Raw genomic sequence first — 21,749 nt, forward strand, 5'->3', positions numbered from 1 at the left:
TATATTTCATTGTTTGTGCTTTTGCATGCCGAGGGCCGGTTGCATGTGAGCGGAAATGCAAATAAACGGCCGGACCACCTGGGTTCGTGTTATGTATGCGATCCCGATTCAGGCTTCGGCCAGCCAGGAAGGAGCGCGTGTTGGCGCTGAGGAACAGACCGGTTCGACGCGAAAAGCCGCTTCCCGATGCCGAGATCCACTCGGAAGGATTCCGGCAGACGCGCGAAGCGCGCCGCAGCGCGCTCGTCGAGGACTATGTCGAGCTGATCGCCGACCTTATCGAGGACGGCAACGAGGCCCGTCAGGTCGACATCGCCGCCAGGCTTGGCGTCGCCCAGCCGACGGTCGCGAAGATGCTGACCAGGCTCTGTGCCGACGGGCTGGTCTCCAGAAAGCCTTACCGGGGGGTGTTCCTGACCGAGACCGGCCGGAAAGTCGCCGAAGAGAGCCGTATCCGCCACCAGACGGTGGAAGCCTTCCTGCGCTCGCTGGGCGTCAGCGCCGAAACGGCGCGCATCGATGCCGAGGGCATCGAGCATCATGTCAGCGCCGAGACGCTGGAAGCGTTTCGCAGGGCGATGACTGCCGCCCGCTGAGCCCGGTGCCCGGAGACACGGATCGGTTGCGGAGCGCGACGGTGCAGCGCCGCCAGCGCGAAAAATGCTGTGACTTGGATTATGCGTTGCGATAATTGTCAGTGGGGGCGGTCGGCGGACCAATCCTTCCAGGACATCTGCATTGCGAGGAGTTGCCATGCTTTGGAGAGGCCGTCGTCAGAGCGACAATATCGAGGACGAGCGCAGCGATAGTGGCGGCGGACTCGGTGGCGGATTGGGTGGCAGCCCGGGTCAGTTCCGCATTCCGATCGGCGGCCGCGCCGGCGGCGGTTCCAGCATCATCCTGGTCATCCTCGTCGTTCTCGCCGGATGGTATTTCGGCTTCGATCCATCGCAGATTCTGGGTGACGGCAGCGGCGGCCTCGGGCCGGGCGGTGGTGGCCAGATCACCGACAACAGCGGCGCGCAGGACAGCACCGGGGCGCCTGCTTCCGACGAGATGAAGCAGTTCGTGGCGACCGTGCTTGCCGAGACCGAGGACACCTGGACCGGCATCTTCAAGGCCAATGGTCTCACCTATGAGGATCCCAAGCTGGTGCTGTTCAGCGGCCAGATCCGCTCGGCCTGCGGCTTTGCCTCGTCCGCGGCGGGGCCGTTCTATTGTCCGGGCGACCACAAGGTCTATCTCGACATGACTTTCTTCCAGCAGCTCGACCAGCAGTTCGGCGCTTCGGGCGAGTTCGCGCGGGCCTACGTGATCGCGCATGAGGTCGGCCACCATGTGCAGAACCTCACCGGCATCATGCAGAAGTTCAACCAGATGCGGCAGAGCATGGGCGAGGCGGAGGCTAATCAGATGTCGGTGCGGGTCGAGCTTCAGGCCGACTGCTTCGCCGGTGTCTGGGCGCACTACACCGCGCAGAAGGGCATCTTGGAACAAGGCGACATGGAAAGCGCGCTGAATGCCGCCAAGCAGATCGGCGACGACACGCTGCAGAAGAAGATGCAGGGCTATGTCGTTCCGGAAAGCTTCAACCACGGCACTTCCGCGCAGCGGCAGACCTGGCTGGCGCGCGGCTACAAGAGCGGCAAGCTTTCGGACTGCGATACATTCAACAATCCGGTCTGAACCGGCGGTTTAGCGCCGCGCTCCTTCAGCGGCGCCGCCGGCAACGATGTCAGGATGAGGCAGTTGCCGCCGTTCGCTTATTGTTCCGGGCGGCAAGCTCGCCTATAAGGTGCCTCCCGCCTGTACCCTAAAGCGCGGCGCGCTGAACGGAGCCAGGCGACGCGCTTTAGGTTTTTGAATTTGCGCATGCCTTCATCCCGAAACCGGTTTCGACTTTCGGGAGACATGCTTTGGGCGGCCGAGGAGCTTGACCATCATGATCGACCCCAAGACCGCCAAGCGGGGCCTTGCGCTCGTTTTCACCACGCTTTTGCTCGACATCATCGGCTTCGGCATCATCATGCCGGTACTGCCGGCCTATCTGCAGGAACTCAGCGGTGTCGGCGTCAGCGAGGCGGCGATCGAGGGCGGCTGGCTGTTCTTCGTCTATGCGGCGATGCAGTTCTTCTTCGCGCCGGTCATCGGCGGCTTGAGCGACCGTTTCGGCCGGCGGCCGATCCTGCTCGCCTCGGTGCTCACCTTTTCCATCGACAACCTGATCTGCGCCATCGCCTGGTCCTTCCCGATGCTGTTCATCGGCCGCGTGCTCGCCGGCATCTCCGGCGCCAGCTACTCGACGACATCGGCCTTCATCGCCGACATTTCGAACGACGAGAACAGGGCCAAGAATTTCGGCCTGCTCGGCATCGCCTTCGGCGTCGGCTTCGTCATCGGCCCGGTGCTCGGCGGACTGCTCGGCACGTTCGGGCCGCGCGTGCCGTTCTATTTCGCTGCCGGGCTCGCCTTCGTGAACTTCCTGATCGCGATGTTCCTGCTGCCGGAGACGCTCGACGAGCAGCATCGCCGCCGCTTCGAGTGGAAACGCGCCAATCCGGTCGGCACGCTCATCCAGATGCGCAATTATCAGGGCATCGGCTGGATCGGGCTCGTCTTCTTCCTGATGACGCTCGGCCACATGATGTATCCGGCGGTCTGGTCCTTCGTCTCCAGCTATCGCTACGGCTGGAACCAGCAGCAGATCGGCTTCTCGCTCGGTGCCTTCGGCCTGTGCGGCGCGATCGTCATGGCGACCGTGCTGCCGCGCGTCATCCCCAAGCTCGGCGAATGGAAGACGGCGACGATCGGCCTCACCTTCACCGCGCTCAGCGCCTTCGGCTATGCGTTCGCGACGCAAGGCTGGATGATCTATGCGGTGATCGTCGCCGGCTGCCTGGAGGCGCTTGCCGATCCGCCGCTGAGAAGCCTCGCGGCCGCCAAGGTGCCGCCCTCGGCGCAAGGTGAGCTGCAGGGCGCGATGACCTCGATCTTCTCGATCACCTCGATCATCACGCCGCTGCTTTATACGGCGATCTTTTCCTGGTTCACCGGCCCGCGCGCGCCGGTCGAGTTCGGCGGGGCGCCTTATGTGCTCGGTGCGGTTTTCCTCACGCTGGCGGTGGTCGTCTTCGTGACGAAGGTGGCCAAGCCGACGCCAAAGGAAGTCGAGCGCATGCACGCGCAGGGGGCCGTGACCGACCCCGCTTGAGCCGCGTCGTGGTCAGGCGCGCTCGGCCAGCGACGGCTCGCCGCGCCGCTCGCGGATGAGGTTGACGAAGCGGCGGAAGAGATAGTGCGAATCCTGCGGGCCGGGCGAGGCCTCGGGATGGTGCTGGACCGAAAACACCGGCCGGCCGGTCAGCGCGATGCCGCAATTCGAGCCGTCGAAGAGCGAGACATGCGTCTCCTCGACGCCTTCAGGCAGCGAGTCGGCATCGACCGCGAAACCATGGTTCATCGAGACGATCTCGACCTTGCCGGTCGTGTGGTCCTTGACCGGATGGTTGGCGCCGTGATGGCCCTGGTGCATCTTCTGGGTCCTGCCGCCGAGCGCCAGCGCCAGCATCTGATGGCCGAGGCAGATGCCGAATACCGGGATGTCGGTCTTCAAGAGGTCCTGGATCACCGGCACGGCATATTCGCCGGTCGCCTCCGGGTCGCCGGGACCGTTCGAGAGGAAGATGCCGTCCGGCCGCATGGCCAGGATTTCTTCCGCGCCGGTCTTCGCCGGCACGACGGTGACCTTGGCGCCGAGGCCAGCGAGCAGGCGCAGGATGTTGCGCTTGACGCCATAGTCGATGGCCACGACATGCATCGACGGCTCGTCCTGCTCGCCAAAACCCTTGTTCCAAGCCCAGGGTGTCTCGCGCCAGACCGAGGACTGGCCCGAGGTTACTTCCTTGGCGAGGTCCAGGCCGATCAGTCCCGACCAGGCAGCGGCACGCTGCTTGAGATCGTCGAGGTCGAAGACGCCATCGGGCGCGTGGGCGATGACGGCGTTGGGCATGCCCTTCTCACGGATCAGCACGGTGAGCGCACGGGTATCGATGCCGCAAAGCGCGACGATGCCGCGCCGCTTCAGCCATTGATCGAGATGCCCGGCTGCCCGGTAGCTGGACGGGTCGGTGACATTGGCCTTGAAGATCGCGCCGACAGCCCCGGCGCGCGCCGCCGGGTTGAGGTCTTCGATATCCTCGGCGTTGGTGCCGACATTGCCGATATGCGGGAAGGTGAAGGTGACGATCTGGCCGGCATAGGAGGGATCGGTCAGAATCTCCTCGTAGCCGGTGAGCGCGGTGTTGAAGCACACTTCCGCGACCGCCGATCCTGTGGCACCGACGCCACGGCCCTCGATCACCGTGCCGTCGGCAAGCACCAGAAGGGCTGTCGGCTTTTCGGTGGCCCAGGGAGCAGTGGTCGTGGCCATAGCGGCACTCCTAGAAGCTGCTTCCAGATCACCCCGTTTGCGGGACGATCCGCGCAGCAAACAACGCGCAGCGCCAAATTCGCGAGCCTGCGCGCAACCAGATTTTCAGTTCATGCGAGGCTCAGTACATAGGGGAAGGCGCCAAAGCGGTCAATGACGCTTGCCGCGAACGGAATTGATTTATTTCGCCAAGCAATATCAATAGTTTGCCGGGAATTGCCTTGGCCCGCCAGCAAAGCTATTGTCCGCCGCGATCGAAGGAGAAGCACGATGCGCGAGAAAATCGCCGAATCCATGAAGAGCGCGATGAAGGCGCAGGACAAGCACCGCCTGCCGACGCTCAGGCTGATCCAGGCCGCCATCCATGACCGCGACATCGCCAATCGCGGCGGCGGCAAGCCGGCGGCGAGCGAGGAGGAGATCCTGCAGATTCTGTCCAAGATGGTGAAGCAGCGAGAGGAATCGGCCAAGGCCTTCGAGGAGGGCAAGCGGCCGGAACTGGCAGCGCAGGAGCGCGGCGAGATGGAGATCATCCGTGAGTTCCTGCCGGCGCAGCTCGACGACGCGGCTATCCAGGCTGCCGCGCGCGAGGCGATCGCCGCCACAGGCGCTGCCAGCCAGAAAGACATGGGCAAAGTGATCGGCGCGCTGAAGCAGAAATATGCCGGCCAGATGGACTTCGCCAAGGCAAGCGCCATCGTCAAAGGGCTGCTGCAGTAGGCCGACTGCTGCGGCAGGCATTCTTGCCGCTCCTGCGGCGAGGCCCATGTAAGGCTGGGCATCCAAGCCCGGTTCAAGCCCGCGTCGGCGCTTTCTCCTGACGGGTGCATGCGGCATTTCCTAGCCATGAAGGAGGACACGATGATGAATCTCGCCCGCTATCCTCGTGTTGCGCTCGGCCACCTGCCCACGCCTCTCGAACGGCTCGAGAACCTGACCAGGGAATTGAACGGCCCGGAGATCTGGATCAAGCGCGATGACTGCACCGGCCTGTCGACCGGCGGCAACAAGACGCGCAAGCTCGAGTTTCTGATGGCTGAGGCGCTGGCCGAAGGCGCCGACACCGTCATGACGCAGGGCGCTACCCAGTCCAATCATGCGCGGCAGACCGCCGCTGCCGCCGCCAAGCTCGGCATGGCCTGTCATCTGCTGCTGGAGGACCGAACCGGCAAGACCGATTTCGACTACAACGAAAACGGCAATGTGCTTCTCGACCGTCTCCACGGCGCTACTATCGAGCGCTGCCCGGCCAATCCCGACATGAACGGCGAGATGGAAAAGGTCGCTGAAAGGCTGCGCGCCGAAGGCCGCAAGGTCTACACGATACCCGGCGGCGGGTCGAACCCGACGGGCGCGCTTGGCTATGTGAACGCGGCCATCGAGCTGATCTACCAGGCGAACGCGATCGGCCTCAAGATCGATCGTGTCGTGCATGCGACCGGCAGCGCCGGAACCCAGGCCGGCCTGGTCACCGGGCTGATCGGCATCAACAGCGGCGTGCCGGTGCTTGGCATCGGCGTGCGCGCGCCGAAGGCCAAGCAGGAGGAAAACGTCTTCTCACTCGCGTGCCGGACGGCCGAGAAGCTTGGCCTTGCCGGTAGCGTGAAACGCGAGGATGTCGTTGCCAACTGCGACTATATCGGCGACGGCTACGGCTTGCCTGCCGCCGATACGATCGCGGCGATCCGCACACTGGCGCGCACCGATGCCATTCTGCTGGACCCGGTCTACTCCGGAAAGGGCATGGCCGGATTGATCGACCTGGCGGGGAAGGGTTTCTTCAAGAAGGGCGAGACCGTCGTCTTTCTACACACCGGCGGCTCGGCCGGGCTGTTCGGTTATCCGACCGATCTCCAGAGCAATTTCTGACCAGCAGGTCGTCAGACTCCGAAGGATATTCAGAAGGCCGTATCGAGATGAGCAGCTACTACCCGCCCGCTCACCCCGTCGTCGGCGTGCTCGGCGGCATGGGGCCGGCGGCCACGATCGAGCTGTTGCGCCGGGTCATGGAGGCGACGCCCGCCGCGGACGACGCCGACCACATTCATCTTCTGGTCGACCAGAACCCCAAGGTTCCGTCGCGCATCGATGCCCTGATCAACGGCACCGGGCCGAGCCCGCTCGACGAACTGGTGCGCATGGCAAAGGGACTGGAAGGCGCAGGCGCCACGATGCTCGCCATCGCCTGCAATACCGCCCATAGCTATGCCGCCGACATCGCCTCGGCGGTCCGCATACCGCTCCTCGACATGGTCACGCTTACCGCCGGGGCGGTCGCGCGCCGGCCGCTCAGCCGGCGACGCATCGGCATGCTCGCCTCCACCGCGGTGCCTGCAATTGGGACTCTACGAAAGAGCGTTCGAAGCGTTCGGCATCGAAACCCGGTATCCAGACGATCAGGCGGAAATCATGGCCATCATCAAGGCGGTCAAGAAGGAAGGCGCGACGGCCGGATTGCGCAGCCGGTTCAATGTCGTCGCGCGCCGACTGATTGCCGGCGATGTCGATTTCCTGGTGATCGCATGCACCGAACTTTCGCTCCTCGTCGATGGCCTCGATGCCGACCTGGCGAAAATCGACGCCCTCGACGTGCTGGTTGCTACGATCGTCGAACGCACACTGCCTCATGGCCGGTGAGGGCCCAAGGACCCCGCCGGTCCCACTCGTTTCATTGACCTTGCGCAACCGCGCTCTAGCTTCGACGCTACCGGCTTTTGTCATGACCGCCGGTGAGGCGGGCTGACGCGCATTATCCGGGAGTGGAGCGAATGAAGAGACTTTCCCTTGTCGTTGCGGGCATCACGCTTGCCATGCTGACGGCGCAGGCGTGGGCAGGCAAGATGGACGACATCAAGGCCCGCGGCACGCTGATCGTCGGAACCAAGGCCGACTACAAGCCGTTCGGATTCCGTGATCCGTCCGGGGCGATCGTCGGCATCGAGCCAGATCTGGCAGCCGATCTCGCCAAGCAGCTCGGCGTCAAGCTGGAATTCGTGCCGGTCGTCGCCGCCAACCGGATGGAGTTCCTCCAGCAGGGAAAGATCGACCTTCTGATTGCAACCATGTCCGACAAGCCGGAGCGCCGGAAGGTCTTGGAAGCAGTCGATCCGCCCTATTATTCGGATTCGGTCAATGTGCTGATATCGAACCGCGCCAAGATCAAGTCCTGGGAGGACCTGAAGGACAAGCCGCTCTGCGCGACGATCGGCTCGTTTTACAACAAGTCGGTCGCCGAGAAATACGGCGCCAAGATCGTCGGGCTCGATGGCTCCGACAAGCCGTTGGTCGCGCTGAAGCAGGGCAATTGCGTAGGCTATCTTTATGACCAGACATTCATTCAAGGCAAACTGCTCGATAAGCAATGGTCCGCCGATTATTCCATGCCGCTGCAGGGCATCATGGAGACTCCTTGGATCATGGCCGTGGCGCCGGGCAATGACGACCTGAGGGATTTCGTTTCCAAGGCCACGATCGAGTGGATGAAGAAGGGCACGATCGTCGAGCTCGAACAGAAGTGGGGCATCACGCCCACCGATTATTCAAAGCGCATGCACGACAAGTACAAGAACCAGAGCTGACATGCCTCGAGCGACCGGCGCGCTCGTGGAAAGACCGCGCGCCTTGGTTGCCTCTGCCAGTGGGTGATATGCATGCAGGAAATCGCCGCTTGGTTTCGTAGCCTCTACGAAACTACAGGGCTGAATTTCACGATCTTCTACGATCCCTACGATGCGACCCAGTTCGCCAGGGGCGTCGGCATGACGATCTATCTGAGCGTCGTGTCGATCCTCATCAGCCTCGTCGTGGGGGTGATCGGCGCCTGGCTGCAAAGCTCGCGGATCGGGATCGTGCGCGGCCTCGTCGAGATATTCGTCGTCATTTTCCGCAACACGCCGCCCTTGGTTCAGATCTTCTTCTTCTATTTCGGCATGGGCGAGCTGCTGCCAGCCACCTACAACGACATCGGCCTGCGTGAGCCGCTGCTTAGCAACGTGCAGTGGGCGATCATTTCCCTTTCCCTGTTTGCCGGCGCCTTCAACATCGAAATCTTCCGGTCCGGAATCGAAGCAGTGCCTCAAACCACGGTGGAGGCGGCCGAAGCCCTCGGCTATACGCGCCTCGGCGCTTACCGCCATGTCGTCCTGCCGCTGGCGTTGCGCGTCTGCCTGCCGGCGCTGAACAACAATCTGGTCAACCTGCTGAAGACCACGACGCTTGCCTACGCCATCGCGGTTCCCGAGGCGCTTTATGCGGTCACGCAAATCTGGGCGGAATCGCAGAACGTGACGGAAATGATGTGCGTGCTGTTGGCTACGTTCGTTCTGCTGGTCGGCGTGCTCGTATGGGTCATGCACCGCTGGGAGCGGTCGCTGCGCATCCCGGGATTCGGCCAATGACGGAAATCAAACCGATGACCGACCTGCCCGTGCTGCTGCCGGTTCGGCCACCTTCCGTGCCGGCTTTGCGGTTTCGAGCCTGGCACGGCCTGGCTTTGGTCGCGGCAGTGCTTTTGTTCGCGCCCGCCGCCGGTGCCCAGACGGGTTCGGAAGAGCTGTCGATAGTCGGCGTCATCATCAAATGGATGCCGCTGCTTTTGACCGGCTTCGGCTTCAATCTTCTTATTTCCGTGCTGTCGATGGCGCTGGGCACGATCGTGGGTCTTGGCCTTGGTCTGCTGCAGCTGAGCGAGTTCCACTGGCTCAGCCGCTGCGCGTGGGTGCTCACCCAGTTCTTCCGCAACGCGCCATGGCTGGTGCTGCTGTTCTTCGCCATGTACCTCATCCCCTACCAGTTCCGCATCGGCGACGTCACGGTTCCGTTTCCTGACTGGGTCAAGGCGGTCATCGGCTTCGCGCTGCCGGTCATGGCCAACGTTGCCGAGATCGTGCGCGGGGCGGTGCAATCCATTTCCAGCGGCCAATGGGAAGCGGCCGACTCGCTGGCCTTCACCCGCCGGCAGACGATGTGGATGATCATCTTGCCGCAATGCGTGAAGCGGATGCTGCCACCCTGGATGAACCTCTATTCGCTTGTCACGATGGCGACGGTGCTGGCCTCGGTCGTGGGCATCAACGAGATGCTGACCCTGACCGCGCAGGTTCACAATGCCGAAGGCGGCCGAACGGACCTTTTGGCGCCGCTCTACGCTTTCGCGCTGCTGTGCTTCTTCATCTACTGCTACCCGATCAATCTTTGGACTGTCCGTCTCGAGCGGCGCTTCAACGTCAAGAGCTGAACCATGGCAGCCTGGACTCCCGATGAACCGATGGTGCGTCTCCACGACGTGCACAAGTCGTTCGGCCAGATCGAAGTGCTCAGGGGCATCAGCTTTCAGGTGATGAAGGGTGAGGTCATCTGCGTCATCGGGCCGTCCGGCTCCGGCAAGTCGACGTTGATCCGTTCCATCAACGCGCTGGTGCCGATCAATTCCGGCTCGATCACCGTCGAGGGACAGGAGGTCAATGATCCGGCAGTGGACAAGCTGGCGCTGCGCCGCAAGGTGGGCATGGTCTTCCAGCAGTACAATCTGTTTCCGCACAAGACCGCGCTGCAAAACATCATGATGGCGCCGATCCACGTCCTCAAGCAGGACCGCCGTGAGGTCGAGGCACGCGCGCGGGCGCTGATCAGGAAGGTCCGCCTCGAAGGAAAGGAAGACGCCTATCCGGGAGAATTGTCCGGCGGCCAGCAGCAGCGTGTCGCCATTGCCCGCTCGCTCGCGATGCGTCCGGATCTGATGCTGTTCGACGAGGTGACGGCCGCGCTCGACCCCGAAACCGTCAAGGAAGTGCTGGTCACGATACGCGAGCTGGCGGGTGAAGGAATGACGTGCATTCTGGTCACGCATGAGATGGGTTTTGCACGCGAGATCGCCAACCGCATCTATTTCACCGATCAAGGTGTCATCGTGGAGCACGGCTCGCCGCAGGAAATATTGGATCACCCACGAGAGGCGCGGACGAAGGCGTTTCTGGAGCAGGTGCTGTAGATCGTCTTGCGGCTGCGTTCTTTCGCCGGCGACCAGGCCCGTCCGAGCCGGTCGGGTGGCAGGCGGCCAGGCGAGTGCCTAGGTGAAGGACAACGATCAACCTCCATCAAACGGCTGGAGGCGCGCATGCGGATCAAGGTCGAAACCCGGCAAGACGGCGACGTCGACGTGCCCCGGAGGTTCAGCCTCAACGGCGAGCAGATCGATGTCTTCGAGATTGTCGACCAATGGTTCGGCGCCGACTACCGCTATTGCAAGGTCAAGGGCAGCGATGGCGCGCTTTACATCCTGCGGCACGACGAAGTCCGATCGGAATGGTGCCTCACGATGTTTGCCAGCGAGCGGGCGCAGGCCGTGACGGCCGGATGGACCTCGCCGAGCCAAAGCGCCGTCGTCAAGGGATCGCTTCAGTAAGAATTGTCGCCCGACGGCGGGAACCTCACGGATCCTTGCAGATCGGCACCGGTTGCGGAGGCGGCAACGGGTGATCCTTCTTGTATTGCGCGATGATCGGCTCGAGCATCCTGTTCGGCCAGAATTTCGGAGCGCCGATCTCCTTCAGGCAGGATGCGTTCCAGTAGAGTCCGGCGGCCGAAGCCGATTGTCTGGCCGCCACGGTACGCGCCATGGCGGCAATGTCTCGCGATTCCGGATAGATGTAGAGCGTCGTCGGATTGTCCTTCACCATCGGGATGATCTGCTCGGCATCCGCGGGCGACCAACTTGTGCAGCCATTGCTGCGGCCGCCGGCATAGTTCACCAGCTTGCCAAAGGGAACATAGCCGTCGTGGTCGGCGTATGAGCTGTTCGGGCTTTTGCGAAGGCACATTCCCCTCAGCAGCGCTGCCGGGTGCCCGCCGATCACGCGTTGCCTGGCGTTGGCGGTTTCGCCTTCGCCATCGAACTGTATGAAGGTGCGCATGAACACCGCGTTCTGCTTCGCACCGACACGGTAGAAACCCTTGAACGACGTTTTCGCCTCGGCGGTCATGTAGGCGCCGCCGGCCGTCAGTTCCGAGTCCATCGCGTTGCCGAAGTTCTTGGCGCAACGCCTGCCGTTTGAAAAATCCGCGACGCCTTTCAGGTTTCGGCCGCCGCCGTGACCGGCCGAGACCGCGCGGAACGACTGCTCGGCCTCGCAGATGATGTAGTAGCGGCGCCCCAGCACTCCGTTGCCCAGATCGCCGGGACGTGTCGCGTCCATGGCGAAGTAGCAGGGATTTTTCACGGAACCTTCGCTCACCTTCCTCAGGTAAAGCGCGCGCGCCCGTTCCAAGACCACCTGAGCGATCTGGCCGTCGCCTTCGCCGACATGGGCCTGCAGCCAGGTCGGAATGCTCGACGACCGCAGCGCCGCGAAGGATCGGGCCGACATCGTCAGCGCGCCGATAACGGCGAGGAAGCAGACAATCGCGACGCCCAGCGAAACAGATCTCAACCGCACCGGATTATTTCCCCTCTCCAGCCGCTATTTCCTACGATGAATCACCTGCGCCAATCATAAAAGCCCTCGCGCCGATCGGCGAAACACTTCTAGTTTAGCGTGCCCTTAACATCCGTGATTCCCGGCCCGTTCGTGTTGGGGTATCATGTGATTCCGGCGCGCCCACGCCTCCTCCCTCCATCGGGAAAGCATCGTCCATGCGGGGCATTGGATCACTCAACCAAACTGTTCGAGCACCAGGCATAAGGAGGGGTTGCGAAGACTGCTCGCAGCAGGAGGTTTTCGATGCGGCTTTCCGCGCCCATCTATCGTCTGAAGCGTCAGGCCAGGCTCCTTTCCCGCAGGGAAGGAGTCCCGCTTCACCTGGCCCTCGATCGGGTCGCCGCCGGGGAGGGCTTCGCCAGCTGGAGCCTGCTTGCGGCCAAAGCCGCAGAGGCGACACCCGCAGGCAGCCTGCTTGCGCAACTGGAACCTGGCGACCTCGTGCTGGTCGGCGCAAGGCCTGGCCAAGGCAAGACCTTGATGAGCCTCGAGCTTGCGGTCGAGGCGATGAAGTCCGGCCGACACAGCGTGTTCTTTACGCTGGAGTATACGCACACGGACATTCTAGATCGGTTTCGCGCCATCGAGGCCGAGCCGGCGCTCTTCGACGGCCTGTTCGAATTCGACAATTCGGACGCCATCTGTGCCGACTACATCAGCGGCAGGTTGCGGACGGCGCCTCGCGGGACGCTAGCGGTCATCGACTACCTGCAACTTCTCGACCAGAGGCGCGAGAATCCGGAGCTGAAGATACAGGTTCCGATGTTGCGGTCTTTTGCGCGCGACAGGGGACTGATCCTGATCTTCATCTCGCAGATCGACCGGGCGTACGATCCGTCCAGGAAGCCATTTCCCGACCTTGGCGATGTCCGGCTGCCGAACGCTTTGGATTTGTCGCTCTTCGACAAGATGTGCTTCCTGAACAAGGGCGAAATCCGCTTTCAGGCAGCTTGAGCGCAATCCGTGCCGCGGCTATGCCTGCCGGGTCTGCAAGGGGACACCGGATCATGTTCGAAATCGTCAAGCCCGCGCTCGAACACCTGCCGTCCTACAAGGCAGCGCTGGAGCGCGGCTGGTCGCCGGACAATGTGCGGCTCCTGGAAGCGACGCGTGAGCAGCTCGCGGCCATCGAGGAAGACCCGGTGGCATTTCTCGCCGGTCTTGACGACCCGGAGGCGAAAGGGCCGCCGATCACATTGCCGGACGGCACGACGGCGCCACGCCTGCCGGGTTTCCGGCGCTGGATCTGGGACGGCGAGATTGCCGGCTCGATCGGGCTTCGCTGGCAGAAGGGCACGTCGGCGTTGCCCTCGCATGTGCTCGGCCATATCGGCTACGCCGTGGTGCCTTGGAAGCGAGGGCGCGGCTACGCGACTGAAGCGCTGCGGCTGATGCTGGAAGAGGCGAGGGCGGTGGGTCTCGACTATGTCGAGGTCACCTCTAAGCCGGACAATCCGGCTTCGCATAAGGTGATCACGGCCAATGGCGGCAGGCTGGTCGGCCGCTTCTTCGAGGATGCCGCCTATGGCGGGGCGGAAAGCCTCAAATTCCGGATCGATCTCTAGACCTCCGTCGCGGCAAGGGTGCCCGTGCGCTACTCGCCGGGCCTGGCCAGCCGCCCTTCTTCGGCCTTGTAGTAGAACTGGCTGGCGACAAGCCAGCCTTTCAGCGGCCGGAGCGGCGGAATGCAGGTCGCCAGAATTATCGGTACCGAAACGAAGGCGTGGAACCACATGGAAGGCTCGAAGGTCACCTGGGCCCAGACGGCGAACAGCACGGAGGGCACACAGGCAAAGCAGATGACGAAGAAGGCCGGGCCATCGGCGGGATCGGCAAACGAATAGTCGAGCCCGCAGACGTCGCATTTCGGCGCCAGCTTCAGAAATCCGTCGAACAACCGGCCCTTCCCACAACGCGGGCAGCGGCCACGGATGCCAACCCGCCAGGGGTCGAGGTGGGGATAGTGCGCATGATCTTGCATGGTCGTCACTCCAGAGACCTCGCATGGCATTTCGATCGGCCTTGAGGTCACCAATGCATACTAGTATCATGATTGTATGCATACAATGCGACAAAATGTATGGACAACAGGATGAACGACGAGAGCGACCTCAGCTGGCTTTCTCCCTTGGAGGAAGGCCCTCGGCCGATCTATCTCAAAATTGTCGATGCCCTTGCTGCCGCCCGCTCGATCGGCCGGCTGCAGCCTGGGGACAGGCTGCCGCCGCAGCGGGAGCTTGCCCGCTTCCTTGGTGTGGATCTGACCACGGTCACCAGGGCGTTCACCGAAGCCCGGCGCAGGAACCTGATTGATGCAACGGCCGGTCGCGGCACCTTCGTCACGCCCGGCGAGCCGGAAGAGCCGATCCTCGATCTGAGCATGAACATTCCGCCGGCGCCCTCGGGTCTCAGCCTGCCGGTATTGATCAGGAGCGGCATAGAAGGGCTGCTCAAACGTTCCAGCGCGGAAGCGCTGCTTTCCTACCATCCCGGCCCGGGTTCACCCGCCGAACGCGCCGCCGCCTCGTTATGGTTCGCCGCAACCGGCGACAGGCTGCCGGTCGAACGCGTGGCTGTCGGCTCGGGGGCGCAGGCGCTGCTCGCGGCCGTCCTTCTATCGCAAACCCGCAAGGGCGATACGATCCTTACCGACACGCTGACCTATCCCGGCCTGATCGCGCTGGCGGAGACCACGGGCCGGAAGCTGACCGGTGTCGGCCGCGACGATAACGGCATGCGTCCCGACCATCTGGAGGAAGCGGCGCGACGGCACGGCGCGCGCGTCCTCTATCTCAATCCGACGCTCCACAATCCCACCGCGCTTACCATGCCCGAGGGCCGGCGGCGGGAAATTGCGCGGATGGCGGGCAAACTTGGCCTGATGATCGTCGAGGACGATCCCTACAGTCCACTGCAGACCACTTCCCCGCCGGGCTTCCTCAGTCTGGCGCCGGAGCGGACTTTCCATGTGGCGACATTGGCGAAATGCATCTCGCCATTCCTGCGTACCGCTTTCCTTGCCGCGCCCAACGTGCAGGCCGTGGAGCGGATCGCGGCGGCAATCCGGGGCATGACCATGATGGCGCCGCCGCTGATGACGGGTCTCGCCTGCGAGTGGGTGCGAAGCGGCTTGGCCGGCGAGATCACGGGCGCGGTGCGTGCCGAAGCGGAGGCCAGGCAGAGGGTCGCGCGCAAGATCCTGCCGGCGGGTTTCACCTCGACGGAAACGAGCCTGCATTTGTGGTATCCGCTGGAGGGGCGGCCGCGCTCGTCAGAGCTTGGCGATGTGGCCCGACGCCGCGGATTGGCCATCAGTCCAGCGGAGGAGTTTTCCGTCGTGCCCGGCGTTGCCGACGGCTTGCGCCTGGCGCTGGGCGCCGCATCCAGCCGCGAAAGGCTGGAGGAGGGCCTGCGCAGTTTGCTGTCGATCCTTGCCGGCCGCTTCGAATCCTCGTCAGCTCCGGTTTGATCTAGTCAGGCCGGCGACGGAGCGGCGGCCTTACTCCGCCGCGGCCGGCAGCGGCGGCGTCGCGCGGCTGCGCCATTCCCAGGCCTGCGAGGCGAGCGCGACGGCCACGGCCACCAGCATGGCGAGCGCTCCGGCAACCGGCAGGCTGCGATAGCCGAAGCCGGCATTGAGCATTGCCGCGCCCAGCGATGCGGCGAGCGCGATGCCGACGTTGAAGCCGGACGGGATGAGCGAGGAAGCCAGGTTAGATGCGTCCGCCGTCCAGGCGAGCATGCGGGTCTGGATCGGCGCGCCGATGGCGAAGTTGAGGCCGCCCCAGATGACGATGGCGACGATCATCGGCACCGGATAGGGGCTGACGGCGTAGATGACGCCAAGCATCACCGCCTGCAGGAAAAGCATGGTGATCAGCGACGGCATCAGCTTCCAGTCGGCGAGCTTGCCGCCCAAAAGAACGCCGATCGTGGCGCCGACGCCGTTGAGCAGCAGCACGAAGGGGATCAGGCTCTCGTCGAGGCCGGTGATTTCGAGCAGCGTCGGCGTGATATAGGTGAAGAGGCCGAACTGGCCGATCATCAGCATCAGCATCAGGATGAGCGAGGTCCAGACCTGCTGTCGGCCGAGCACGCGCACTTCACGCGCCAGGCCGGCGGCCCGGTTGGCTGCGCCCGCGGTGCGCGGCAGCAGCGCGGCCATGGCGATGATCGCGGCGATGCCCAGCGCGCACATCACCCAGAAGGTCGCGCGCCAGCCCCAGAGACCGCCGATCGCGGTGCCGGCCGGCACGCCGATGACGTTGGAGACGGTCAGTCCCGAGAGGATGACCGCCACGGCCCGACCGCGCTGATCCTCGCGCACCAGGCCGACCGCGACGACCATGGCGACGCCGAAATAGCAGCCATGCGCCACGGCGGTCGCGACACGCAGCAGAAGCATCGAAGTGAAATCGGGCGCCAGCGCGCAGGCGGCCTGGCCAAGGGTGAAGGCGATCGTCAGCCCGATGAGCAGCGCCTTGCGCGAGACCCTGATGGTGGCGAGCGCCAGCAGCGGACCGCCTATGGCGATGCCGCAAGCGTAGCCGGAGACGAGATAGCCAGCAGTGGGAACGGAAACGCCGAGACCTTCTGCCACCTCCGGCAGCACGCCGGCGATGACGAACTCAGTCGTGCCGAAAGCGAAGGCGGCAATGAACAGGGCAATTAGCGGCAGCATGGCGCAAAGGGTTGGTTTGAATGCAGGGCGTCAAACCACGGATGCGCGCTGCCGGCAATGCAGAAATTATCGACGCCGCTTTAGCTTTTCTTGACCGGGTTCAGCTCTGCCGCGGTCGTCGGCGACGAGGCCGGCTTCTTGTGCCTACCGTAGGGAATTTTCAGCCACGCTCGCTCATGAAGGTAGAAGAGCAGCGATTTGGTGACAACTTCAGTCCCGCCGATGGCTGCAGCGAGCTTAATGCTTCCAGTCACCACGAGGGAGATGATCATCGTGTCGATCGTGCCGGTTGCGCGCCAGGAAAGCGCCTTGACGAAGCTGCGCGAATGGGTGTCCATCGACTAAATCATCCTCCCGTTGGGCCTCGGATGTTCCTTAGCCGACGCATGCGAGGATGAGCAAAGACTAAATTTTGTCAGCCCGCTTTGAGCCGCGAGCCGCCGAGCAGGCCGCGTTCCTCGAGCACGGGATAAGCCATGGAGGCGAGCAGCGAGTTGATCTGCTTGAGGTCGCGGATGGTGTCGAGGTGGATGGAACTGGTCTCGACGCTTTTGGCGGTGCCGTCGCGCAGCCTCACGAAATGGCTGGCGCTCGTCTCTTTCTCGCGCTCGCGCAGCAGGTCTTTCTCCAGCACCAGTTGCCGGGCTGTTTCCGGGTCGCGCGAGACCAGCACGTTGAAGGCTAGCCGCGCATTGGCGAGCACCGAGGCATGGAAGGCGAAGAGCTCGCGCCAGCCCTCGGGCGTGAACTCCAGTCCGCGCTCGAGCTTCTTCCTGACATGCACCAGCATGTTGCGCACGATTATGTCGCCGACCTGCTCCAGCTTGACGCAGGCGCCGATCAGTTCCTGGCAGCGCAGCGCCTCGTCCTCGCTGAGCGGGTTCTTCGTCACCTTGGCGAGATAGAGCTTTATCGCCGCGTGCTTTTTGTCGACACGGTCGTCGAGGGCGGCCAGCGCCTTGATCTTGTCGCCGTCGGCGCTCTCGTAGAGCTCGATGATGCGCTTCAGCATGATCTCGACCGTCTCGCAGACCCGCACCACCTCTCGCGTGGCATTGGCCAGCGCCTGGCTCGGCGTGTCGAGCGCGCTCTCGTTCAGCGCCGACAATTCGACAACGTCGAGCGCTGCCGCCGGTTCGGGCTTCGCGCCGAGCGCCACGATGCTTTCGGAGGCACGATAGACGAGGCCGGCGAGCGGCAGGCCGGCCAGCAGGATGACCACGTTGAACAGGATGTGCGCGTTGACGATCTTGTCCGGCCCGGTCGCGCCGAGAAAGCCGACCGGCGGCTTTACCGTCATGAACAGGATCAGCATGATCAGCGAGCCCATACCGCGCATCAGGAGGTTGCCGACCGGCACGACGCGGACACCGGGATCGGCATTACGGGTCAGCAACGGCGCGATGATCGAGGAGCCGAGATTGACGCCGAGCACCAGCACGATGCCGAGCTCCGGCGGGATGAAGCCGCGGCCGGCCAGCGTCACCATCAACAGCACAGCGGCGATGGAGGAGTGGAACAGCCAGGTGACGAGTGCCGCCAGAAGATAGGCGGTGATGGGATCGCCGGAGAAATAATTGACGATCATCGGCATCAGCGTGCTCTGGCGCAGCGGCTCCGAGGCCTGACCGATCATCTCCAGCGAGAGCAGCAGCAGGGCAATGCCGACCAGGATGCGGCCGAACTGGCGCCAGTCGCGCCGTTCCGTAGCCATGAACATGACCGTTCCGGCGACGAGGCAGACCGGCACCAGAAGCGACAGGTCGAACGTCAACAGCTTGACGACAAGCGCCGATCCGATCTCGGCGCCGCGCACGGCAAGCTGCCCGGCGGCACCCGATACGATGCCGGCGCCGGCGAAGGAGCCGACCAGGAGCGTGACGGCGGTGGAGCTCTGCAAGGCGATCGCCAGACCGCAGCCGGCCAGCACCGCCATCAGCGGATTGCGCATCGTGGCGCGCAGCCTGTGGCGAAGCACATCGCCGTAGGCGCGCTCGACACCTGTCTTCACCATACGGGTGGCAAACAGCATCAGCGCCACCGCGCCGGCGAGATGCAGAAGGACGACGGATCCGCTCATGCCGAACCCCGCGACGAGGCGGCAAAGAAGCGGAAAAGAGTACGAATCGCGAGCATTTCGAAGGTCGAGACTACAGCAGTTTACATTAGCCGGATAATAAATTTTGCCCGATTCGGCCGACGTTCGGCACGCGACGGCGTGTGTCGGAAATGGATAGAGGGCACATTGGTTGCATGCCGCCCGTGAATCGGGCGGCAGACTTCACGCGTATGCCTGGCCGATGATCTGCCCGGTCTCTGCAGATTGTTGAAGCAGCTTATGTAAGCATTGGAAATCATTACAGGATTGTAATCCTGACGTTCAGTTTCGGTTCATCCGGGCCCGGCTATCTCCTTGCCTATCGACAACCAAGGAGCACCAACCATGAAGCGTCTCATACTTTCCGTCGTCACCGCCTCGATGCTGGCCGCCTCGGCCCTCTCGGGCCAGGCCGCGTCGCTCAACCAGCCAAGCGCGCCGCAGTCGAACTACACCAAGGTCGACTGGCAGAAGTCGGGCGTCGTGAAGAAGAAGGTGGTGGTCAAGAAGAAGGTGGTGGTGAGGCGCAGCCAATGGCGCAGCGGCCAGAGATATTCCAACTGGAAGCGCCATCAGGCGGTGCGCGACTGGAACCGTTACGGTCTGCGCCGTCCCGGTCCCGGCCAGGAGTGGATTCGTGTCGGCAACGACTATCTTCTGGTCAGCATCGTCTCCGGCATCATCTTCGGCGCGATCGCCGCGCACTGATCCGGCAACGGTCCGAACACCAGGAAGGCGGCCGCTCGGCCGCCTTCTTTTTGTCTGTGAAAAGTGGGTACGATGGACTTTAACGAGTCGTCGCGCCCGGACGGCTTGATTATATGGAGGGCAAACGAGCCTTTCCCTATGCGCTTTCCGCCCGCCTTCCTCGACGAGATACGCGACCGTGTGCCGATTTCCTCGGTCATCGGCCAGCGCGTCTCCTGGGACAGGAAGAAGTCCAACGCATCGCGCGGTGATTTCTGGGCATGCTGCCCGTTCCACGGCGAGAAGAGCCCGTCCTTCCACTGCGAGGACAAAAAAGGGCGCTACCATTGCTTCGGCTGCTCGGTCTCGGGCGACCATTTCAAGTTCCTGACCGAGCTCGACGGCATGAGCTTTCCCGAAGCGGTCGAAAAGATCGCCGAGATGGCCGGCGTGCCGATGCCGGTGCGCGATGCCGCCGAGGAGCGGCGCGAGAAGGAACGCGCCAGCCTGACCGACGTCATGGAGATTGCGACCGTCTTCTTTCAGGAGCGGCTGCAGGGACCGGAAGGGGCAAAAGCCCGCGCCTATCTGCGCGACCGCGGCCTGACGCCGGCGACACAGCAGTCCTTCCGGCTCGGCTATGCGCCGGACAGCCGCAATGCGCTGAAAGAATATCTTGCAGCCAGGGGCGTGCCGAAGGCCGATATCGAGGCCTGCGGGCTGGTTCGGCACGGCGACGACATCCCGGTCTCCTACGACTGGTTCCGCGACCGCATCATGTTTCCGATCCCGGATTCGCGGGGGCGGATCATCGCCTTTGGCGGACGCGCGCTGGCGCCGGACGCGCTCGCGAAATACATGAACTCGCCTGACACCGAGCTCTTTCACAAGGGCAATGTGCTCTACAATTTCGCCCGCGCGCGCAAAGCGGTGGCGAAGGGCGGCACGGTGATCGCCGTCGAAGGCTATATGGACGTGATCGCGCTGGCGCAGGCCGGCTTCGAGAATGTCGTGGCGCCGCTCGGCACCGCGCTCACCGAAAACCAGCTCGAGCTTCTGTGGCGCATGGCCGGCGAGCCGGTGCTTTGCTTCGACGGCGACCAGGCCGGGCTGAAAGCGGCATGGCGCGCTGCCGATCTGGCGTTGCCGGCGGTCCAGCCAGGGCGCTCGGCGCGCTTTGCGCTGCTGCCCGAGGGCAAGGATCCGGACGATCTGGTCAAGTCCGAGGGGCCGGACGCATTTCGCGCGGTGCTGGCGGAAGCGAGACCGCTTGCCGATCTTTTGTGGATGCGCGAGACGGCCGGCGGCGTCTTCGACACGCCGGAGCGGCGGGCGGAGCTCGAAAAGACGCTGCGCGAGCTCACCGGCCGCATCCGCGACGAAAGCCTGCGCTACCACTATCAACAGGAGATGCGCGAACGCGTCTTGAGCTTCTTCGGCTCGCAGCGCGGCGCGCGGCAAGGCCATCAGGGGGGGCGCCAGGACGGTCGGCCGGGCGAGCGCGGCAGAGGTTCGGCGCCAGGCGGGGCGTTTGGCCGGGGCGCTGCCGGCGCGCGCGCCGCCATCACTGAAAGCCTCGGCCGTTCGGCGCTGGTCAAGCGGACGGGCGAGGCCATGTCGGTGCGCGAAGCGACGATCATCGTGGCCCTGGTCAACCATCCGCCACTGATCGACGAGAATTTCGCGCATGTCGAATTCCTCGACCTTGCCAATTCGGATTTGCGGCGACTGCACGCCGCCATCCTCGACGCGATGGCGCAAGACGCGGCCGACGATCGCGACGCGGTGATCGCGACCATCGAGCGCGCCGGCTGCGGCGGCATCTGGGAGCGTGCGGTCGCGCTGATCAAGCGCGCGAGACAGTGGCCGGCGCTCGAAACCGCCGGCCTTGACGATGCCCGCGACGCCTTCAACCAGGCGCTGCACTTGCAGCGCAGCGCGCGCACCTTACATAGAGAGCTGAAACAGGCGCAGGCGGCGCTCGATGCAGACCCTTCGGATGAAAACTTCCGGCATCTCGTCGAGATTCAAGCGCAATTCAACGATGTACAGGCAACGGAAGCGCTGATCGAAGGGTTCGGCGTTTCATCGGGCAGGGCTGGACGCGTTTAGGTCCAGCCGGCCCGAAAATGAAGTGGAAATGCGCAGGCGCGTCGAATCGACGCCTCTAAGTCGGGTAATTGATTCGCTTTTTTCATGCGAATCATGCCAGAGGCGCTTGACCTTCTGGCAGATTGGCGGAATCAGGACGATTCGAAACGTTAACCGTGCCCCGGCGTCGGCGGGAAATTTTGAGCGATGTGAGGTGCTGGTGACTGGACAGGCAAAAGGCCTGCCACAGATACCAGGGTTAATCTGGACTTAACGAGAGATGCGGTT

Annotated in this window: 23 protein-coding genes; 16 read left to right on the forward strand and 7 right to left on the reverse strand. The window is 63.6% G+C overall.

Annotated features, from left to right (window positions below):
* Nucleotides 1–140: 140 nt before the first annotated feature.
* From mntR to QAZ47_RS13575, 3 genes are all read left to right on the forward strand, one after another.
* Nucleotides 141–596: a manganese-binding transcriptional regulator MntR gene (gene mntR / locus QAZ47_RS13565; RefSeq protein ID WP_278233590.1), complete on the forward strand. Its 456-nt coding sequence runs from the start codon at nt 141–143 to the stop codon at nt 594–596.
* A 157-nt stretch (nt 597–753) separates the two neighbouring features.
* The gene (locus QAZ47_RS13570) at nt 754–1,686 is read left to right on the forward strand and encodes a neutral zinc metallopeptidase (protein WP_278233591.1); all 933 of its coding nucleotides are present in this window, start codon (nt 754–756) and stop codon (nt 1,684–1,686) included.
* A gap of 256 nt (nt 1,687–1,942) precedes the next feature.
* Nucleotides 1,943–3,211 carry a TCR/Tet family MFS transporter gene (locus QAZ47_RS13575; protein WP_278233592.1) on the forward strand — a complete coding sequence of 423 codons (1,269 nt, stop codon included), beginning with the start codon at nt 1,943–1,945 and terminating at the stop codon, nt 3,209–3,211.
* Nucleotides 3,212–3,223: 12 nt separating this feature from the next.
* Here QAZ47_RS13575 and carA read toward each other — a convergent pair whose 3' ends face one another.
* Nucleotides 3,224–4,429 carry a glutamine-hydrolyzing carbamoyl-phosphate synthase small subunit gene (gene carA / locus QAZ47_RS13580; RefSeq protein ID WP_278233593.1) on the reverse strand — a complete coding sequence of 402 codons (1,206 nt, stop codon included), beginning with the start codon at nt 4,427–4,429 and terminating at the stop codon, nt 3,224–3,226.
* 270 nt (nt 4,430–4,699) lie between these two features.
* Between carA and QAZ47_RS13585 the strand changes: the two genes are divergently transcribed.
* Both QAZ47_RS13585 and QAZ47_RS13590 read left to right on the forward strand, forming a co-directional pair.
* Nucleotides 4,700–5,149 carry a GatB/YqeY domain-containing protein gene (locus QAZ47_RS13585; protein ID WP_278233594.1) on the forward strand — a complete coding sequence of 150 codons (450 nt, stop codon included), beginning with the start codon at nt 4,700–4,702 and terminating at the stop codon, nt 5,147–5,149.
* Nucleotides 5,150–5,293: 144 nt separating this feature from the next.
* The gene (locus tag QAZ47_RS13590; protein ID WP_278233809.1) at nt 5,294–6,298 is read left to right on the forward strand and encodes a D-cysteine desulfhydrase; all 1,005 of its coding nucleotides are present in this window, start codon (nt 5,294–5,296) and stop codon (nt 6,296–6,298) included.
* Nucleotides 6,299–6,327: 29 nt separating this feature from the next.
* Here QAZ47_RS13590 and QAZ47_RS13595 read toward each other — a convergent pair whose 3' ends face one another.
* Nucleotides 6,328–6,630: a hypothetical protein gene (locus QAZ47_RS13595; RefSeq protein ID WP_278233595.1), complete on the reverse strand. Its 303-nt coding sequence runs from the start codon at nt 6,628–6,630 to the stop codon at nt 6,328–6,330.
* Nucleotides 6,631–6,634: 4 nt separating this feature from the next.
* Here QAZ47_RS13595 and QAZ47_RS13600 point away from each other — a divergent pair, with 4 nt between their 5' ends.
* From QAZ47_RS13600 to QAZ47_RS13625, 6 genes are all read left to right on the forward strand, one after another.
* On the forward strand, nt 6,635–7,066 hold the full coding sequence (locus QAZ47_RS13600; protein WP_278233596.1) for an aspartate/glutamate racemase family protein: 432 nt from the start codon (nt 6,635–6,637) through the stop codon (nt 7,064–7,066).
* A 131-nt stretch (nt 7,067–7,197) separates the two neighbouring features.
* Nucleotides 7,198–8,007, forward strand: a complete 810-nt coding sequence (locus QAZ47_RS13605; RefSeq protein ID WP_278233597.1) for a transporter substrate-binding domain-containing protein — start codon at nt 7,198–7,200, stop codon at nt 8,005–8,007.
* Nucleotides 8,008–8,079: 72 nt separating this feature from the next.
* Nucleotides 8,080–8,826, forward strand: coding sequence for an amino acid ABC transporter permease (locus tag QAZ47_RS13610; RefSeq protein ID WP_278207265.1), 747 nt, complete (start codon nt 8,080–8,082; stop codon nt 8,824–8,826).
* Nucleotides 8,823–9,665, forward strand: coding sequence for an amino acid ABC transporter permease (locus QAZ47_RS13615; RefSeq protein WP_278233598.1), 843 nt, complete (start codon nt 8,823–8,825; stop codon nt 9,663–9,665). Before QAZ47_RS13610 ends, QAZ47_RS13615 begins: the two co-directional genes overlap by 4 nt.
* A 3-nt stretch (nt 9,666–9,668) precedes the next feature.
* Nucleotides 9,669–10,418, forward strand: a complete 750-nt coding sequence (locus QAZ47_RS13620; RefSeq protein WP_278233599.1) for an amino acid ABC transporter ATP-binding protein — start codon at nt 9,669–9,671, stop codon at nt 10,416–10,418.
* Between the two features lie 126 nt (nt 10,419–10,544).
* Nucleotides 10,545–10,832 (forward strand): hypothetical protein, encoded by a 288-nt coding sequence (locus QAZ47_RS13625; protein WP_278233600.1) that lies wholly within the window; start codon nt 10,545–10,547, stop codon nt 10,830–10,832.
* A 25-nt stretch (nt 10,833–10,857) separates the two neighbouring features.
* Here the strand turns inward: QAZ47_RS13625 and QAZ47_RS13630 are convergent, their stop codons facing one another.
* Nucleotides 10,858–11,862, reverse strand: a complete 1,005-nt coding sequence (locus QAZ47_RS13630) for a hypothetical protein (RefSeq protein ID WP_278233601.1) — start codon at nt 11,860–11,862, stop codon at nt 10,858–10,860.
* A gap of 285 nt (nt 11,863–12,147) precedes the next feature.
* Here QAZ47_RS13630 and QAZ47_RS13635 point away from each other — a divergent pair, with 285 nt between their 5' ends.
* Nucleotides 12,148–12,858: a DNA helicase gene (locus QAZ47_RS13635; protein WP_278233602.1), complete on the forward strand. Its 711-nt coding sequence runs from the start codon at nt 12,148–12,150 to the stop codon at nt 12,856–12,858.
* A gap of 53 nt (nt 12,859–12,911) precedes the next feature.
* Entirely contained in the window at nt 12,912–13,469 is a 558-nt protein-coding gene (locus QAZ47_RS13640) for a GNAT family N-acetyltransferase (RefSeq protein ID WP_278233603.1), read from the forward strand.
* Nucleotides 13,470–13,498: 29 nt separating this feature from the next.
* On the opposite strand, the gene QAZ47_RS13645 is transcribed toward QAZ47_RS13640, so the two are convergent.
* Nucleotides 13,499–13,885 (reverse strand): DUF983 domain-containing protein, encoded by a 387-nt coding sequence (locus QAZ47_RS13645; RefSeq protein ID WP_278233604.1) that lies wholly within the window; start codon nt 13,883–13,885, stop codon nt 13,499–13,501.
* Nucleotides 13,886–13,996: 111 nt separating this feature from the next.
* Between QAZ47_RS13645 and QAZ47_RS13650 the strand changes: the two genes are divergently transcribed.
* Nucleotides 13,997–15,373: a PLP-dependent aminotransferase family protein gene (locus QAZ47_RS13650; protein ID WP_278233605.1), complete on the forward strand. Its 1,377-nt coding sequence runs from the start codon at nt 13,997–13,999 to the stop codon at nt 15,371–15,373.
* Between the two features lie 30 nt (nt 15,374–15,403).
* Here QAZ47_RS13650 and QAZ47_RS13655 read toward each other — a convergent pair whose 3' ends face one another.
* From QAZ47_RS13655 to QAZ47_RS13665, 3 genes are all read right to left on the reverse strand, one after another.
* Nucleotides 15,404–16,585, reverse strand: a complete 1,182-nt coding sequence (locus QAZ47_RS13655) for an MFS transporter (RefSeq protein WP_278233606.1) — start codon at nt 16,583–16,585, stop codon at nt 15,404–15,406.
* Between the two features lie 80 nt (nt 16,586–16,665).
* Entirely contained in the window at nt 16,666–16,923 is a 258-nt protein-coding gene (locus QAZ47_RS13660) for a DUF2061 domain-containing protein (RefSeq protein WP_278207275.1), read from the reverse strand.
* A 77-nt stretch (nt 16,924–17,000) separates the two neighbouring features.
* Nucleotides 17,001–18,665, reverse strand: coding sequence for a Na/Pi cotransporter family protein (locus QAZ47_RS13665; protein ID WP_278233607.1), 1,665 nt, complete (start codon nt 18,663–18,665; stop codon nt 17,001–17,003).
* Nucleotides 18,666–19,028: 363 nt separating this feature from the next.
* Between QAZ47_RS13665 and QAZ47_RS13670 the strand changes: the two genes are divergently transcribed.
* Nucleotides 19,029–19,391, forward strand: coding sequence for an RcnB family protein (locus QAZ47_RS13670; protein ID WP_278207277.1), 363 nt, complete (start codon nt 19,029–19,031; stop codon nt 19,389–19,391).
* A gap of 138 nt (nt 19,392–19,529) precedes the next feature.
* A complete protein-coding gene (dnaG, locus tag QAZ47_RS13675) occupies nt 19,530–21,482 on the forward strand; it encodes a DNA primase (protein WP_278233608.1) in 1,953 nt (650 codons plus the stop codon).
* The last annotated feature ends 267 nt before the right edge of the window (nt 21,483–21,749 follow it).

The sequence above is a fragment of the Mesorhizobium sp. WSM4904 genome (assembly GCF_029674545.1).
Lineage (GTDB): Bacteria > Pseudomonadota > Alphaproteobacteria > Rhizobiales > Rhizobiaceae > Mesorhizobium.

Excerpts from the sequence above, each read along its gene's own strand:
- QAZ47_RS13570 (WP_278233591.1), top strand. The coding sequence starts at position 754 with ATGCTTTGGAGAGGCCGTCGTCAGAGCGACAATATCGAGGACGAGCGC.
- QAZ47_RS13575 (WP_278233592.1), top strand. The coding sequence starts at position 1,943 with ATGATCGACCCCAAGACCGCCAAGCGGGGCCTTGCGCTCGTTTTCACC.
- carA (WP_278233593.1), bottom strand. The coding sequence starts at position 4,429 with ATGGCCACGACCACTGCTCCCTGGGCCACCGAAAAGCCGACAGCCCTT.
- QAZ47_RS13585 (WP_278233594.1), top strand. The coding sequence starts at position 4,700 with ATGCGCGAGAAAATCGCCGAATCCATGAAGAGCGCGATGAAGGCGCAG.
- QAZ47_RS13590 (WP_278233809.1), top strand. The coding sequence starts at position 5,294 with ATGAATCTCGCCCGCTATCCTCGTGTTGCGCTCGGCCACCTGCCCACG.
- QAZ47_RS13595 (WP_278233595.1), bottom strand. The coding sequence starts at position 6,630 with ATGGGCGGTATTGCAGGCGATGGCGAGCATCGTGGCGCCTGCGCCTTC.
- QAZ47_RS13600 (WP_278233596.1), top strand. The coding sequence starts at position 6,635 with ATGCCGCCGACATCGCCTCGGCGGTCCGCATACCGCTCCTCGACATGG.
- QAZ47_RS13605 (WP_278233597.1), top strand. The coding sequence starts at position 7,198 with ATGAAGAGACTTTCCCTTGTCGTTGCGGGCATCACGCTTGCCATGCTG.
- QAZ47_RS13610 (WP_278207265.1), top strand. The coding sequence starts at position 8,080 with ATGCAGGAAATCGCCGCTTGGTTTCGTAGCCTCTACGAAACTACAGGG.
- QAZ47_RS13615 (WP_278233598.1), top strand. The coding sequence starts at position 8,823 with ATGACGGAAATCAAACCGATGACCGACCTGCCCGTGCTGCTGCCGGTT.
- QAZ47_RS13620 (WP_278233599.1), top strand. The coding sequence starts at position 9,669 with ATGGCAGCCTGGACTCCCGATGAACCGATGGTGCGTCTCCACGACGTG.
- QAZ47_RS13625 (WP_278233600.1), top strand. The coding sequence starts at position 10,545 with ATGCGGATCAAGGTCGAAACCCGGCAAGACGGCGACGTCGACGTGCCC.
- QAZ47_RS13635 (WP_278233602.1), top strand. The coding sequence starts at position 12,148 with ATGCGGCTTTCCGCGCCCATCTATCGTCTGAAGCGTCAGGCCAGGCTC.
- QAZ47_RS13640 (WP_278233603.1), top strand. The coding sequence starts at position 12,912 with ATGTTCGAAATCGTCAAGCCCGCGCTCGAACACCTGCCGTCCTACAAG.
- QAZ47_RS13645 (WP_278233604.1), bottom strand. The coding sequence starts at position 13,885 with ATGCAAGATCATGCGCACTATCCCCACCTCGACCCCTGGCGGGTTGGC.
- QAZ47_RS13650 (WP_278233605.1), top strand. The coding sequence starts at position 13,997 with ATGAACGACGAGAGCGACCTCAGCTGGCTTTCTCCCTTGGAGGAAGGC.
- QAZ47_RS13655 (WP_278233606.1), bottom strand. The coding sequence starts at position 16,585 with ATGCTGCCGCTAATTGCCCTGTTCATTGCCGCCTTCGCTTTCGGCACG.
- QAZ47_RS13660 (WP_278207275.1), bottom strand. The coding sequence starts at position 16,923 with ATGGACACCCATTCGCGCAGCTTCGTCAAGGCGCTTTCCTGGCGCGCA.
- QAZ47_RS13665 (WP_278233607.1), bottom strand. The coding sequence starts at position 18,665 with ATGAGCGGATCCGTCGTCCTTCTGCATCTCGCCGGCGCGGTGGCGCTG.
- QAZ47_RS13670 (WP_278207277.1), top strand. The coding sequence starts at position 19,029 with ATGAAGCGTCTCATACTTTCCGTCGTCACCGCCTCGATGCTGGCCGCC.
- dnaG (WP_278233608.1), top strand. The coding sequence starts at position 19,530 with ATGCGCTTTCCGCCCGCCTTCCTCGACGAGATACGCGACCGTGTGCCG.